We start from the raw sequence: 14,416 nt of genomic DNA, 5'->3' as shown, positions 1-14,416 counted from the left end.
TCACTTGAATTAATATGCCGGGAGTCGCCCGCGACGGATACGAGGACTCATAATGACAATCTCCAGGGATGCCCACATCGACGCGGCAGCGGTGGCCGACTGGATGGAAAGGGTAGGTCTGGGCGGAGGTTCGCTCGAACAAGTCGAGCCCTTAGCCGGGGGCACACAGAACATCATGGTGTCCTTCATGCAGGACGGACGACGTTACATCCTGCGGCGTGGCCCTCGGCACCTGCGCCCGGGCAGTAACAGGATCATGGGCCGCGAGATCGCCCTACTCGGCGGTCTCGCGCAGACCGACGTCCCGCACGCGCGACTCATCGCGAGTTGCGAAGACGAGTCGGTTCTCGGCGGTGCGGTCTTCTACCTGATGGAGCCGATCGACGGCTACAACGCTCTAGTAAGCCTGCCTCAGCATCATGCCGCAGTGCCCGAGATGCGTCACCGGATGGGGCTGAGCATGGTCGAGGCGCTTGCGACGCTCGGCGGGGTCGACTACGACGCCGTGGGGCTTTCGGAGTACGCGCGGCCCGACAGATTCCTCGAGCGACAGGTGCCGCGGTGGCTCGGTGAGCTCGACTCCTACTCTCAGCTCGCGGGCTATCCAGGTGCTGACATTGGCGATGTCACCCGTGTCGCTGAATGGTTGGACCGGCACCGACCACGCACCTGGACTCCCGGCATCATGCACGGCGATTTCCACATCTCCAACGTGATGTTCCGTCACGACGAGCCGGAGATCGCAGCCATCGTGGACTGGGAGATGACGACGATCGGAGACCCACTGCTCGATCTCGGCTGGATGCTGTCGCTGTGGGCGGGTCCGGACGACGTCGACGACCTCCTTGGTTCGGCCTATGCGAGCGGGGGTGGGTTGCCGACAGAGCAGGAGATCGTGCAGTGCTATGCCGACCGTTCTTCGCGGGACGTCTCCGCCATTGACTGGTACGTCGTGCTCGCATGCTTCAAACTCGGGATTGTCCTAGAAGGGACTTACGCGCGTTCCTTCGCCGGCCAGGCCTCTGTCGAGACGGGACTCCGCCTCCACGAGATAACGCTGAGGCTCTTCGAGAGGGCGATTCAGCGGATCTCGGATTGATGACGTCGATTCAAAGTGGCGCTGGAGCAGGGCATTGGTGTGGAAGGCAGTCGATAGTCGACTTCGGCAGCGCAGGCCAGGTCGATCTCGATGCGGTCCAACATGACCGTGGTAGGCACGTAGGCGGGCGTCCCCTGCGCTGATCTGACTCGCGTTGATCGTGCGTCCGTCGGCCCCCGACTAATTCTACGAGAGCCGACGATTACCTACCGGATCTTCGGACGCCATAGACGGCGGAAGCAGCATGTTCTGAGCCTCGGAACACCCGCTTGGCGGTCGACCGTCGCGCACTTAGTGTCCCTAAATGACAAGTAGATGAAGAGATCTCTCGTGACACCCGTCTCGGCGGCGTGATCCGGTTTACACCGCAATGGTGTTCGACGCTATGGCCTGATCATCCTCACTGGCCGCGCGATGATCACCGTGAACGAGGACCCGAGCGGTGGGGATAGCTGCGCAGGAGGCCCTCGTTAACGACCCGTGTCGTCCGACCTGCCTGATCTCTTCGGTCGCATGCTGCTCACCGATTTCGATCCCCTACAGAGCCGAGAGTCATGACCCAGCCATTCGACGTCGACCACCTCGACCTCCGCCCCTCTTCCCACGCGCTTGAACTGCGAGATCTGCTCATCGAGTTCATGCAGGAGCACGTGTTCCCGGCCGAGGTCGACTATCACGCCCATCGCTGCGCCATGGGCGTCGAAGATCACACGCTTCCTCCGGTGGTGAAGACGCTCAAGATCGAGGCCCGACGCCGTGGTTTGTGGAACCTCTTTCTTCCGGCGACGTCGGGCATCTCGCAGCTGGACTACGCAATGCTCGCGGAGATTACGGGCTGGAGCCTGGAGCTCGCACCCGAGGCGATGAACGGTCAGGCGCCCGACACCGGAAACATGGAACTCTTGCACCTGTTCGGTACGGACGAGCAGAAGAAGACATGGCTCGCGCCGCTCCTGGACGGGACTATCAGGTCCGGCTTCGCAATGACTGAGCCTGCTGTCGCGAGTAGTGACGCCACCAATATCGAGACCCTCATCGAGCGCGACGGTGGGGATTACGTCATTAACGGCAGAAAGTGGTGGACGAGCGGTGCGGCCGACCCGCGCTGCGCAGTCCTCGTCGTGATCGGGAAGACGGATCCGACCGCTGCCGGCCACGTGCAGCAGTCAATGGTCCTCGTCCCGACCGGCGCACCCGGCGTGACGATCGTCCGTGATGTCCCGGTCTTCGGCAGGCACGACCAACACGGTCACTGCGAGGTTCTCTTCAAGGACGTTCGGGTTCCGGCGTCTCACCTGCTGGGTCAGGAGGGTGGTGGTTTCGCGATGGCGCAGGCGCGTCTCGGCCCGGGCCGCATCCATCACTGTATGCGGGCGCTCGGTGCGGCAGAGCGTGCTTTGTCGATGATGGTGACCCGGTCGAAGTCCCGCATGGCGTTCGGCAAACCCCTGGCCGAGCAAGGCCTGGTGCAAAGCGACATTGCCGAGTCCCGGCTCGCGATCGACCAGGCCCGTCTGATGTGCCAGCAGACCTCCCGGATTATCGATCTGCACGGCAACAAGGCGGCAGCCAATCACGTGGCCTTGGCGAAGGTCGTCGTGCCGAGGGTCGCGACCCAGGTCATCGACCGCGCCATCCAGGTGCATGGTGGTGCCGGCGTATCCGACGATGTACCACTGGCGGCGATGTGGGGCTGGCACCGTGCGATGCGGATCTTCGACGGACCCGACGAGGTGCACATCCGCTCGATTGCGAGGAACGAGCTCCAGCGTCCGTCTTTGTTCGACCTGTCGATTTCTGCAGGAGCTACGGCGTGACCACTGGCAGCTCGCCTGACGGTCTCGACCTGATCGCACTCACGACGTATCTCCAGCGGGAGTCCGTCCCGCTGGAGGGAGCTCTGACGGCGCGTTTGATCAGCGGTGGTCGGTCGAATTTGACGTACTTCGTGTCTGACGGTGTCAGCCGGTGGGTGCTGCGTCGCCCACCACTCGGCGACATCCTTGCAGGCGCGCACGACGTCGCTCGGGAGCACCGTGTCATGGCCGGCCTCGGGAATACCGCAGTTCCGGTACCCAAGATGGTCACGCTGTGCCAGGACGAATCGGTCCTCGGCGTGCCGTTTTACATGATGGACGAGGTCGCCGGAAAGGTTCTCCGCACTACCGACATGGTTGAACCGCTCGCCTCCCGAACCCGTGCGGCACTGGGCGATGCACTGATTGACACGCTGGCAGACCTCCATGACGCAGACTTCGAAGCAGCAGGTCTCGGAGGCCTCGGCCGCCCGGACGGTTACCTACAGCGACAGGTCGACAGGTGGGTCCACCAGTACGGGGTGATCAAGAACCGGGAGCTTGCTTACGTCGACGACGTTGTCGCAGCGCTGCGCGCCGGCATGCCGCAGATGAGCACAGCCTCGGTCGTCCACGGCGACTACCGTATCGACAACGTGATCGTGGACCTCGACGACCCGTCCAAGATCGCTGCCGTGCTCGACTGGGAGATGGCAACACTTGGCGACCCGTTGGCCGACCTCGGCATGCTGCTCATGTTCTGGGATGAGGCAGGGCGGCTCTTCAACCCGATTACCGATGGCCTCACTGCGTTCGAGGGCTTTCCGTCTCGCGACGAGGTGATCGAGCGTTACGTGACGCGGCGAGGGCTGCAGGTCGACAACCTCGACTGGTATCTCGTTTTCTCTCAGTTCAAACTCGCGATCATCCTCGAGCAGATCCATGTGCGTCACCAGACGGGACACACCCGCGGCGAGGGGTTCCGGGGCCTAGGCGACATGGTCGCGAGCCTTCTGCAAACTGCCCGCGACGACATCGAACGGTCACCACGACTTCAAATACCGCGGCGGAGTAGAACGTTCGTGAAACGGCAGCTCTAAATCGCCGACAGACCGGGCACCATCGGACGGGACCTCGTCGGCTGCCCGCTGACGCCGAGCATCCACCATCACCACCAACTACGGAAGGCCGAATAGATGAGCGGACCACTGAGCGGGCTCAGAGTCGTCGAGCTGGCCGGGATCGGCCCGGGACCACACGCAGCCATGATGCTGTCAGACCTCGGTGCGGACGTCGTCCGCGTGGTTCGGCCCACAACCCCCGAGATGGACTACACAACAACATCGCACGTCTTGCGTGGACGTACCACGGTCCTCGCGGATTTGAAGAGGAGTGAGGACGTCGAGCGCGTGTATGAGCTAGTAACGGTGGCCGATGTGTTGATCGAGGGTTTCCGCCCCGGGGTAGCCGAACGTCTCGGACTCGGACCGGACGAGTTCACCACGAGTAACCCACAACTCGTGTACGCCCGGATGACAGGATGGGGACAGTCCGGCCCGCTGGCGAACACTGCCGGGCACGACATCAACTACATCTCGCTGACCGGTGTCCTGGATGCGATCGGGCCCACCGAGACGCCACTCCCTCCGCTCAACTTCGTAGGCGACTACGGCGGAGGCTCGATGTTCCTCGTCACTGGAATCCTCGCGGCGCTCCACGAGCGTCACTCGTCGAGACTCGGTCAGGTCGTCGACGCAGCCATGATCGACGGCGTCAGTGCATTAGCGCAGCCGATCCACGAGCTCCGAGCGATCGGTGCATGGGAGGACGGTCGTAGCCAGAACATACTCGACGGTGCTGCGCCGTTCTACCGGACGTACGAGTGCAGCGATGGCCGTTTCATGGCGGTCGGGGCGGTCGAACCGCAGTTCTGGACGTTGGTCCTGTCAGGCCTGGGGCTGAAGGAGGCATCTCTCCCCGCTCGGGACGACCGCGCGACGTGGCCGGATCTCTGCGGAGCAGTCGGTGCGGCCTTCCTACAGCACGATCGTGACCATTGGGTCAAGATCTTCGACCGCACCGATGCGTGCGTGACCCCGGTGCTGACATTCAGTGAGGCACCGTCGCATCCGCATGTCGCTGCGCGTGGCGCCCTCGTCGGAGCAGGCAACGACATAGTGGCTGCGTCGGCACCACGCTTCTCCCGCACCCCAGGCCGCATCGCCGAGGGCACGCCCTCCACGATGACCGCCCTCGACACGGCCGTCAAGCACTGGACCTCATGAGCACGTTCGTAGACGGCCTTCCTTCGAAACTGACGCAGCGGGCCGGGCAGGTCATAGCTTCTGACGCGACGATCAGTGACATCAAACCCATGCCCGGCCACGCTGGGCTCAGCTCCGGATTCACAGTCCACAGCAGTCTCTACAAGCAGCGACTCGCGGTTCGGTTCGCACCACCCGGCATCATCCGCAGAGGAAACACCGACGTCCTTCGGCAGATTCCGCTGCTCGTTGCCCTCGAAGACAGTGCTGTCCTCGATCGCGAACCTCGTGTGGTCGACGGACGATCCCGTATGGTTCGGCACCGACGCGATCGTCCAAGAATTTCTGACCGGCGGACCGCTGCACATGTACGACCGGGCCGCCGGTGTGTCTCCGATCGACGATGACACCGGGCCGTACGTCCAGCGCGCCACCGACGGCCACGTCCGTGCGATTGTCGACTGGGAGAGCCGGCATCGGACCCGTCGATGTCGCTGCCGCGTGGCTGTCGATGATGACCGACGTTGAAGCCCGGGACGACGTACGGGCCGCGTCGCTGCACGTGCGGATCGATCGTGCCGACATACGGTCCTGGTACGCGGCAGCATCGAACCGAAAACTCGTCGACTTCGACTGGTACCGCGCGTATGCGTGTTTCCGTTACGGCTCGATTGCCGCCTTCAATGTCCGGCTGCATAGAACAGGTCACCGCGTGGACCCCGAGAACGAGCTCATCGCACCATCGATATCCGCTCTCTTCGCCCATGGACCGAACATTCTCGGTCGATGACTGCTGTTCATCCGAACCCGCCCACCCGTCCGACGAAAGGTACAGCCGTGAAGCTGGAAAGAAACGTCTTCGGGATCCTCGACCGATCCGCACGCGCCCACTACGGGAATGAGCCCGCCTTCGGATTCGAAGGACGTAGCGTGACCTTTGCCGAGCTGCGTGACCGGGCGCAGCAGGTAGCCCGCGGATTGGTCGACCACGGCGTCCGCCCGGGGGACCGGGTCGCCGTTATGATGGGCAACAGGTTGGAATGGCTTGAGGTCTTCTTTGGTCTGGCCGCGATGGGGGCGGTCTGCGTACCGATCAACGTCCTACTGACCGCTCCTGAGATCGCACATGTGTGCGAAGATAGTGGTTCGACTGTTCTGGTCATGGACGAGATCGCAACGGCCTCCGCGACCAAACTCACCCAGTCGTTCGAGTTCGTCGTCACTGTCGGCGACGCCACGGCAATGCAGGGGGTCGCCGCTTTCGACTACGAAACGATGCTGACGAATGCTTGTCCGAACACCGTGCTCGACGGTCCCGCGCTCGACGACACCTTCATCCTCTACTACAGCTCGGGCACCACTGGGCTGCCCAAAGCCGCGGAGCACACACACGATGGCGTGCTGTGGAATGCCACTGGGCAGATCGCCGGACTGGGTCTGACACGCGACGTTCGCTACGCCGTGATCCCCTCATTCTCCTGGGCCGCGGGGCTGCACAACCTGGTGATGGCGCTGATATGGGTCGGTGGATACTCGGAGATCCGCCGAACGGGCGGTACGACGACGGATCAACTGACCGAGCTCATCGAGCGCGACCGGATCACGCATATCATGCTGGTTCCCAGCCTGCTGCGCGCCTTCATCACTCGGCCCGACCTGCTGGAACGGCTCACCAACAGCACGCTCGAGTGGATCGTGACGGGCTCTGAACCCGTGCCCCGGTCGGTCATCGAGCGTTGCGTCTCCGGCATGCCGGGAGTTGCAGTATGCCAGGGATATGGTCTCTCGGAGTTCCCGACGATCGCTACGGTCCTGTCGGCCGAGGAGGTCGTGAACCATGACGGCTCCGCCGGTCGGCCGCTGCCGCATACCGACGTCTCCGTGCAGGACAGCGAAGGAGTCATCCGGACCTCTGGTCGCGGCGAACTGCTGATTCGCTCGCTTGCCACGATGCGCGGTTACTTCAATCGGCCGGCACAGACCGAGGCGGCGTTCCGAAACGGCTGGCTGCACACCGGCGACCTGGCTGACTTGGACGAAGACGGCTACATCACGATCGTCGGCCGGACAAAGGACCTGATCATCTCCGGTGGGCTCAACGTATATCCCAAAGAGATCGAGGATCTCGTGCAACGCCTTCCCGGGGTGCAGGAAGTCGCAGTTATCGGCGTCCCGCACGATACGTTCGGCGAAACGGCGGTGGCCGTCGTGGTCACCGCAGACGCTGACTTCGATGGGCAGTCCGTCGCCGAGGCGTGCCGCGAGCAGCTCGCGTCGTACAAGCGTCCACGCAGCATTCTCATCCGCCGGGAACCGCTGCCGCGCAGCGCAAACGCCAAGCTACTGAAGCGTGAGCTACGACCGTGGGCGATGGCCGAGCTCGGCATAGCGGAAGAGAGCTGAGCAAGATTGTGTTCGGCCGCGTGACCAGTCGGGTGAGGCGCGCCAACTGAGGTTGTGCGACGCTGGTTCGATGCCGACGAATAGTGTGCTTATCGTAGGTGGCGGTCCACTGGGACTGCTGCAAGCGCTCGGACTGGCCCAGGCCGGCGTAGAGGTGACAGTTCTGGAGCCTGCACCCGCACGGCAACGCGTGACCCGTGCGCTGGTCTTCAACTGGTCGATGATGGCTGGGCTCGACAGTCTCGGGATCCTCGACGAGATGATGGCCGTCGGAGTGGTCCAGAACGCAGTGTCTCTAAACATCCTCCGAACCGGTGAGAGAATCGTCTTCGATCTGTCTGCACTGTCCGACGACGTCGAGCACGCCTTCACCCTCAACATGGAGCAGGGCCAGTTCGTCGACATCCTGCTGGCGCGCCTGGCGTTGTCGCCAGCAGTGACGATTGAGTGGGACACACGCGTCGAGAGCCTCGACCAGGACCGGGACGGCTGCACCGTTGTCGCCACAAGCAGCGTCGGCGAGTTCACGTTTCGTGCGGGATGGGTTGTCGGAGTGGACGGGACGCATAGTCTCGTCCGCCGCAGTCTAGGCCTTGCCTTCCCTGGTATGACCTGGCCTGAGCGGTTCGTAACAGTCAACCTGCGATTCGACTTCTCGACGATGGGTGTCGCACAAGCTGCGACCCATATCGATCCGGATCGGGGTGCTCTGATCGCTCAGATCGACCGCACAGGCCTATGGAGCTACCTGTACGCAGAGAACGAAAAACTGCTGGAAACCTCTATCGGCATACGCATGCAGGCAATCTTTGCAAATGTTCTGCCTGAGGGCGCCGATCCCCGCGTCGAAACGTGGGCAGCTCATCGGATGCACCAGCGGGTCGTTGATACCTTCCGAGTAGGCCGCGTTCTTTTGGTTGGCGGCGCGGCGCACATCACCGCCCCCACAAGCGGGTTCGGGCTCGTCGGCTCATTCTTCGACGTCCTGGCCGCCACCGAGGTGCTCGGCGCACTGGCCCGCGGTGAAACGGACGAGGCCATTCTCGACCGTTATGCCGCCGATCGGCGGCGAGTCTTCACCGAGATCACCTCGCCAGTCTCCTCCGAGACCAAAATGCTGATTTTCAACGGAGCCGAGCCGGGGCGACTCGAACGTGAGCTCATCCATTATCGCGCCGCTGCCTCCAGTCGAGCGTCGACGCGCGAATTCCTGCTACTCGCCCGACAGCTTGAGAGCCCCTCTCTGCTCATGCCGCGCTCGACCTCGATCTGACCGGTTCCGCCCCACGGAACGGGTCGCGCGATGGGCTGCTTCGGCGTGGGAAAGTCGAGCAATGGCAGATACGACAGGATCCGAAATCGGTGACTCAATGCGCGCGATGCGGTTCGATGTCGAGAGCAAGACACTGGCGCTGCGAACTGTTCCCGTCCCGGAAGCTGGCCATGGCGAGGTTCTTGTTCGAGTACACGCCGCCGGCGTCTGCCTCTCGGACGTCCACATCGCACAAGGCCTGATCACGCCTCGCCACATCCTCACAGGCGAGGTGACGCTGGGACACGAGGTCGCCGGTGTAGTAGCGCGGATCGGCGAGGGAGTGACGGGCTGGACCGTTGGCGATCGGGTAGTGCTGCAGCCACTGGTCTGGCGGCCCGACGGATCTCGTACGCTCGGTGTGGATTACGACGGCGGCTGGGCGGAATACGTGGTGACACCCGCCTCGACACTGGTCACGATCCCCGACGATCTCTGCTTCGAGGAGGCAGCGATCATCCCTGACGCTGTCTCAACCCCGTGGAGCGCGATCCGGACCACGGGTCACGTACGAGCGGGGGAGTCGGTCGGAGTGTGGGGCGTGGGGGGGGCTTGGTGCGCATGCCATCCAGCTGCTGCGCGTGGTCGGTGCTGCCCCCATTATCGCGGTCGACCCGTTGCTCGCTGCCCGTGATCGGGCGCTGGCGCTCGGTGCTGACGCGGCGTTGGACCCCACCGCTACAGACTTCGCGGCCAAGCTGAAGAACGTGACCCACGGACGGATGCTCGACCTCGCCCTCGACTTTGCAGGCGTGCCCGCAGCCCAGGAGCAGGCGCTAGGCAGCCTCGCGCACGGTGGTCGGACCGTCCTGGTGGGCCTGAGTGGCCGGCCGATCACGATCCAGAACAGTGTGGACTTCAGCGTCTTCAAGCACACCATCCGCGGCCACTTCGGCCAGGACTACGCTGACATCCCCGAGCTAATCGATCTCGTCTCGTGGGGTCGCCTCGATCTCTCGGGATCGATCAGCGGGGTTCTGCCGCTCGAGGAAGCGACGGACGGGATCCGTCGCCTCGACGAGAAGATTGACAACCCCATTAGGTTAATCCTCCGCCCCTGACCCCCAGCACCGCGTCGCGGTCGCAGTCCTGCCGGATTCGTAATTTCGCTGGATGAAATCGGCAGATCCGTTTGAGCCCATCAGATGTGGATCTGGGACACCGAATTGTTTGACACGACGGGCCTTTCGAGTAACCAGCAATTCTCATTCGTCGACCACCAAGATCTAGAAAGCATCCCATTCAATGACATCTACGATGCCCAACCAGTCTCGCACGGCCATCCCGCGGACGTTGTTCGACACCGAACACGACGATCTTCGTCGAAGCTTCAGGTCGTTCCTCACGCGGGAGGTAGTTCCGTACGACGCGGAGTGGGAACGTGATCAATCCATTCCCGCAGAAATATTTCGCAAGGCGGGAGCAGCCGGGTTTCTGGGCCCCGGTATCACTGAGGAACATGCAGGAATGGGGCAGACTGACTATCGCTTCAGCGTCGTCCTGAACGAGGAATGCTCGCGGCTCGGACTTACCGGGATCGGTCAGGGAATTACCGTCCACAACGATGTCGTCCTTCCGTACCTACTCGATCACGCGACAAAGGACCAGAAGGATCGGTGGTTACCGGGTGTGGCAAGCGGCGAGGCGATCCTCGCGGTGGGGATGACCGAACCGGGCGCTGGATCTGACCTCTCGGGTATCGCCACCCGCGCAGTTCGTGACGGTGACGACTACATTGTCAACGGTTCAAAGATATTTATTACCAATGGAATTAATGCAGATCTGGTGCTCACAGCAGTACGCACCGGACCAGAGCGACACGCAGGTCTTTCATTGTTGATGATCGAGCGTGGGATGACGGGATTCGAACGCGGCAGGAACCTCAAGAAACTGGGTATGCACTCCCAGGACACAGCCGAATTGTTCTTTTCCGATGTCCGCGTTCCGGCGGCCAATCTCGTCGGATCTGCAGGTGAAGGCTTCGCCCTGATGGCTCACCATCTCGGACAGGAACGACTGAACACGGCTATCCACGGTGTGTCGGCCGCACGGGCAGCGCTCGACATGACAATCGAATACCTCACGCAGCGTTCGGCTTTCGGCCAGAAGCTCGGATCATTTCAGAACTCTGCCTTCGCCGTCGCTGAAATGCGAACGGAAATTGAAATCGCTCAGGTTTTCGTCGACCGTTGCACGGTCGACCTGATTGATGGTCGACTGTCATCCGAGCAGGCAGCAATGGCGAAATGGTGGTGTACGGAACTTCAAGGCCGCGTTGTCGATTCGTGTCTGCAACTGTTCGGGGGGTACGGATACATGGAGGAATACCCAATTTCACGTTTCTATGCAGATGCTCGAGTGACTCGCATCTTCGCCGGTACGACGGAGATCATGAAAAAAATCATCGGAAAGGCAGATGGGCTCGGATGACTAATGAGATCAAGACTGACCTGAAATCTTCTGACGGAATTGCTGCACCTATCACCGATGCGGCCTCGGTCATCCTTGTGCGCGACGGATTGAACGGCATTGAGGTGTTTTTGCAACACCGCGTGAAGGGTATGGCCTTTGCCGGCGGAATGACGGTGTTTCCGGGTGGTCGGGCGGACAGTGCCGACAGCTCTCCTGACATCGGCTGGAGTGGTCCGAGCATCGAATGGTGGGGAGAACAGTGGGGGACAGACCCCGCAACTTCCAGGATGCTGGTCCTCGCTGCGGTTCGCGAAACATTCGAGGAATGCGGTGTCCTCTTCGCCGGGCTTAGCGCGGACGCTGCTGTGAATACACCGTCGCACACGGCAAGTCGAGAGCTGCTCGAACGACACGAGCTTTCGTTCTCGGACTACCTTCGGCGCGACAACCTCATCGTTCTCAGTGGGTTGCTCAAACCTTGGTCGAACTGGATCACTCCGTCTGTAGAACCGCGTCGGTACAACACTCGATTCTTCGTTGCAGCTCTACCGGATGGGCAGATCGCAGACGACGCTACGTCAGAAGCCGATGCTGCGGAATGGATGTCACCTTCCGACGCAATTCGATCATGGCGCAACGGCACCTCGATGTTGCTACCGCCGACCTGGAGTCAGCTGCAGTCCCTGTGCCCTTTCGAATCTGTATCCGCGCTCATGCGGTCTGACCGGATCGTCGACACGGTTATGCCTGAGGTAGTACAGGACATCGGATCTGGCCCGCTGCTTTTTCCCGATTCAGAGCTGTACATCAATGCTGGAGGTAGGTTGCCTTGGCAGACATGAAGGCTATCAACAAAGCCGCGGCGGAAAGGTTCTCGGTATGCGTGTGTGATTCGCGCTGACCATATCGATGCGCACATGTTCTTTTCGACAGGCATGAGGATCACTACTGGTGAGCGCGGGTCAACCTCTGGTTTTGTGTTTCCTGCCGTTCATGGCGAGTTTGATCGCTGATCCTTCATCTCTTCTGTACCATTTGTCAGCAATATTCTAGTTATCCGTTGTTGACAGGGAACGTTACACACGACCGTGATCCGTTTCGGATGCGGCCGTCATATCGGTGACGACGTGTACGGCTTCGTATCTGCGTGGAGTTGACGGCGGTGGTCCGAGGGCACGGTGCGGGTGATCGTGTGAAGCGAGAACCTCACTGCTGAGGGGGTTCACACTGCGAGGGGCCTTGAAACACCAGCTTTCGGTTAACCGTCCAGGTGCCCTCGGGATGGATGTATTCACAGATTCTCTCGTCGGCATTGCATTCGATTACCGGATCCGATCGCGGCGGTGTGGGTGCCGGGCCCAACCCACACAGAGTTGTCGCCTCGTCCGCGGTGTGGAGTTTGCTGTTCAATGTGGTGCCGCTGATGGCGATTTCGTTGACGGTGCTATCGGCCATGCAAATCCCTTCACCGAGCGTATGCTGCGTCGACGCCTTTCGAGTGCTTCATGTTGTGCGACTGACACTTACGGGTGGTGATCGGTTTCCGGGATGGCCTGGCCAGGATGCCCGTGACAGCCGCCGCCTCGTACCCGCTGCAGTCCGGCTGTGGGCGCACCAGTGGTTGCTCTCCTGCCTGTCGCCGATCCAGGTGAGAAGTTTCGGGTCGGTAGAGGTCAGACGTTCCATTTCTTCGCCGCCGTCATAGCGGCACATCGACACGGTGATCGACGTCGGGGCCCGGTGGAGAACTCGCCACATCGCTCCCGAGTCAGTCCAGCGCGAAAGAGTCTCTACTGCATTCTCTTCCGACATTCTCACTCCACTTCAGGTGGTTTTCCAACCGTACGGCCCAAAAAACCTCGTTGTGGGTATTCTGCGCCGGAATATCTTGCGCCATTAACGAATCGTGCATCGACACAGCATGAACGATGTCGGCTCACACAAGAATTCCTGCGTGTTCGGTTCACGGGAGATCTCCCGTCGATCAGCCCGGGTTTACTTATTGTTCGTGGCGTTGTTGATGTGCCAGCGATGCGACCGGGCTCCTAAGACCGCCGCGCCGGGGGTGCGCCCGACTCGAGGAGAGCAACTCCAACTTAGAGTGCGGTGGTGATCGTGGTTCTGAGTCTCGACGAAGGGTGAGTCTCGACTTGCAATTGCCTGCATTGAGGCTGAATGTCCTAAGGTGAGGCGGACGAACTGCTCTCGAGTGTCGGGGCTGATATCACTTGCGTCGGAGCGTTCCCTCCGGGATTGCCGACTGACAAAGCGAGTTGACGAGACAATAGGACTGCAGCATGAACCTTTGGGTCGACGACGTGCAACCCCCACCGGATGGATGGGCGTGGGCGAGAACGAGCGTAGGCGCTATCGATGCACTCTGTTTCGGCATGGTGCGACGACTTTCTCTTGCTCACGACCTGGCCGGTAACGACACCGCTCGACCGATCATTCGATGGATGTGCGAGAACGGTATGTGGCCACAGGAGATTCGGGTGCATAGCGCCAACCCCGTAGCCGCCACATGGCTCCACAAAATGATCGACCGATGTAAGCCAGGAACGTGTTAACTACCGTTGAGAAGTGGTTCCCGTGGACTATGCGCGATAGTTGGGCCGGCGTTGTGTGTCATTCCGACAGAAGTGGAAATGTCGGGCAATGATCTGATGTTGTGAGTGAATGTGGCTGTCACTGAAGACTATTCCATTGCGGTCAGATCGAAAAGTCGGTGCCCGGCGTACATGTGCGTATGGCCATCTTGATCTGATCTACAAGAGACGAGCGGGTTATTCGCTGCTTCTCGCCTTCGTCGGTGAGTGCATGGAGACGAGCAGCATTGTCGATCTCGCCGGATTTCTTCACACAAGTCAGATGGCCCCCACGCCCGTATGTAGAACTCGCACCACGGAAAGCCTTTCGGGATCAAGGTTTGGATGCGAAGTTGGTGTCTGGTATCTGGATCTTCGTTGCGATGACGGTTGGAATCCGGGGGGGGCAGTGGTTTCTCCGAGAGCGAAACAGCAGGCGGACCTATGTGATTCGGTCTTTGACATCTGCTGATGTGGGTGTGCCGGTGAATCCTATGGCGCCGAAGTCGGCGTCGGCGACAATATTGTTGCCGACGGTGTCG

At 61.3% G+C, this 14,416-nt stretch carries 14 protein-coding genes; 13 read left to right on the top strand and 1 reads right to left on the bottom strand.

Annotated features, from left to right (window positions below; all coding sequences use genetic code 11):
* Window positions 1–52 precede the first annotated feature (52 nt).
* The 12 genes from G4D79_RS29380 to G4D79_RS29330 all read left to right on the top strand — a co-directional run bounded on the left by G4D79_RS29380 (window position 53) and on the right by G4D79_RS29330 (window position 12,128).
* Complete coding sequence (locus G4D79_RS29380) at window positions 53–1,099, top strand: phosphotransferase family protein (RefSeq protein ID WP_250888048.1); 1,047 nt, start codon at window positions 53–55, stop codon at window positions 1,097–1,099.
* A 554-nt stretch (window positions 1,100–1,653) separates the two neighbouring features.
* Window positions 1,654–2,916, top strand: coding sequence for an acyl-CoA dehydrogenase family protein (locus G4D79_RS29375; protein WP_214514696.1), 1,263 nt, complete (start codon window positions 1,654–1,656; stop codon window positions 2,914–2,916).
* Window positions 2,913–3,995: a phosphotransferase family protein gene (locus tag G4D79_RS29370; RefSeq protein WP_054780838.1), complete on the top strand. Its 1,083-nt coding sequence runs from the start codon at window positions 2,913–2,915 to the stop codon at window positions 3,993–3,995. The genes G4D79_RS29375 and G4D79_RS29370 overlap by 4 nt, the downstream gene beginning before the upstream one ends.
* A 96-nt stretch (window positions 3,996–4,091) precedes the next feature.
* Window positions 4,092–5,180: a CaiB/BaiF CoA-transferase family protein gene (locus G4D79_RS29365; protein WP_214514695.1), complete on the top strand. Its 1,089-nt coding sequence runs from the start codon at window positions 4,092–4,094 to the stop codon at window positions 5,178–5,180.
* A gap of 228 nt (window positions 5,181–5,408) precedes the next feature.
* Window positions 5,409–5,687 (top strand): hypothetical protein, encoded by a 279-nt coding sequence (locus tag G4D79_RS29360; RefSeq protein WP_214514694.1) that lies wholly within the window; start codon window positions 5,409–5,411, stop codon window positions 5,685–5,687.
* Window positions 5,674–5,949 (top strand): hypothetical protein, encoded by a 276-nt coding sequence (locus tag G4D79_RS29355; RefSeq protein ID WP_214514693.1) that lies wholly within the window; start codon window positions 5,674–5,676, stop codon window positions 5,947–5,949. The genes G4D79_RS29360 and G4D79_RS29355 overlap by 14 nt, the downstream gene beginning before the upstream one ends.
* Window positions 5,950–5,996: 47 nt before the next feature.
* On the top strand, window positions 5,997–7,562 hold the full coding sequence (locus tag G4D79_RS29350; RefSeq protein WP_214514692.1) for a class I adenylate-forming enzyme family protein: 1,566 nt from the start codon (window positions 5,997–5,999) through the stop codon (window positions 7,560–7,562).
* A 70-nt stretch (window positions 7,563–7,632) separates the two neighbouring features.
* Window positions 7,633–8,835, top strand: coding sequence for an NAD(P)/FAD-dependent oxidoreductase (locus G4D79_RS29345; RefSeq protein WP_214514691.1), 1,203 nt, complete (start codon window positions 7,633–7,635; stop codon window positions 8,833–8,835).
* A gap of 61 nt (window positions 8,836–8,896) precedes the next feature.
* Window positions 8,897–9,508, top strand: coding sequence for an alcohol dehydrogenase catalytic domain-containing protein (locus G4D79_RS34735; protein WP_250888047.1), 612 nt, complete (start codon window positions 8,897–8,899; stop codon window positions 9,506–9,508).
* Window positions 9,456–9,935, top strand: a complete 480-nt coding sequence (locus tag G4D79_RS34730) for a zinc-binding dehydrogenase (protein WP_308252618.1) — start codon at window positions 9,456–9,458, stop codon at window positions 9,933–9,935. Before G4D79_RS34735 ends, G4D79_RS34730 begins: the two co-directional genes overlap by 53 nt.
* A 220-nt stretch (window positions 9,936–10,155) precedes the next feature.
* Window positions 10,156–11,304, top strand: coding sequence for an acyl-CoA dehydrogenase family protein (locus tag G4D79_RS29335; RefSeq protein WP_214514806.1), 1,149 nt, complete (start codon window positions 10,156–10,158; stop codon window positions 11,302–11,304).
* The gene (locus G4D79_RS29330; protein WP_214514690.1) at window positions 11,301–12,128 is read left to right on the top strand and encodes an NUDIX hydrolase; all 828 of its coding nucleotides are present in this window, start codon (window positions 11,301–11,303) and stop codon (window positions 12,126–12,128) included. Before G4D79_RS29335 ends, G4D79_RS29330 begins: the two co-directional genes overlap by 4 nt.
* Window positions 12,129–12,492: 364 nt before the next feature.
* Here G4D79_RS29330 and G4D79_RS29325 read toward each other — a convergent pair whose 3' ends face one another.
* Window positions 12,493–12,741 carry a hypothetical protein gene (locus tag G4D79_RS29325; RefSeq protein ID WP_214514689.1) on the bottom strand — a complete coding sequence of 83 codons (249 nt, stop codon included), beginning with the start codon at window positions 12,739–12,741 and terminating at the stop codon, window positions 12,493–12,495.
* Between the two features lie 842 nt (window positions 12,742–13,583).
* Between G4D79_RS29325 and G4D79_RS35305 the strand changes: the two genes are divergently transcribed.
* A complete protein-coding gene (locus G4D79_RS35305; RefSeq protein ID WP_151097154.1) occupies window positions 13,584–13,856 on the top strand; it encodes a cyclic-phosphate processing receiver domain-containing protein in 273 nt (90 codons plus the stop codon).
* The last annotated feature ends 560 nt before the right edge of the window (window positions 13,857–14,416 follow it).

The sequence above is a fragment of the Rhodococcus sp. WY5 genome, assembly GCF_018588185.1.
Lineage (GTDB): Bacteria > Actinomycetota > Actinomycetes > Mycobacteriales > Mycobacteriaceae > Rhodococcus_F > Rhodococcus_F qingshengii.
This window is presented reverse-complemented; position numbering and strand designations above follow the sequence as displayed.

Excerpts from the sequence above, each read along its gene's own strand:
- G4D79_RS29380 (WP_250888048.1), top strand. The coding sequence starts at position 53 with ATGACAATCTCCAGGGATGCCCACATCGACGCGGCAGCGGTGGCCGAC.
- G4D79_RS34735 (WP_250888047.1), top strand. The coding sequence starts at position 8,897 with ATGGCAGATACGACAGGATCCGAAATCGGTGACTCAATGCGCGCGATG.
- G4D79_RS29325 (WP_214514689.1), bottom strand. The coding sequence starts at position 12,741 with ATGGCCGATAGCACCGTCAACGAAATCGCCATCAGCGGCACCACATTG.
- G4D79_RS29355 (WP_214514693.1), top strand. The coding sequence starts at position 5,674 with ATGACCGACGTTGAAGCCCGGGACGACGTACGGGCCGCGTCGCTGCAC.
- G4D79_RS29330 (WP_214514690.1), top strand. The coding sequence starts at position 11,301 with ATGACTAATGAGATCAAGACTGACCTGAAATCTTCTGACGGAATTGCT.
- G4D79_RS29365 (WP_214514695.1), top strand. The coding sequence starts at position 4,092 with ATGAGCGGACCACTGAGCGGGCTCAGAGTCGTCGAGCTGGCCGGGATC.
- G4D79_RS29375 (WP_214514696.1), top strand. The coding sequence starts at position 1,654 with ATGACCCAGCCATTCGACGTCGACCACCTCGACCTCCGCCCCTCTTCC.
- G4D79_RS35305 (WP_151097154.1), top strand. The coding sequence starts at position 13,584 with ATGAACCTTTGGGTCGACGACGTGCAACCCCCACCGGATGGATGGGCG.
- G4D79_RS29345 (WP_214514691.1), top strand. The coding sequence starts at position 7,633 with ATGCCGACGAATAGTGTGCTTATCGTAGGTGGCGGTCCACTGGGACTG.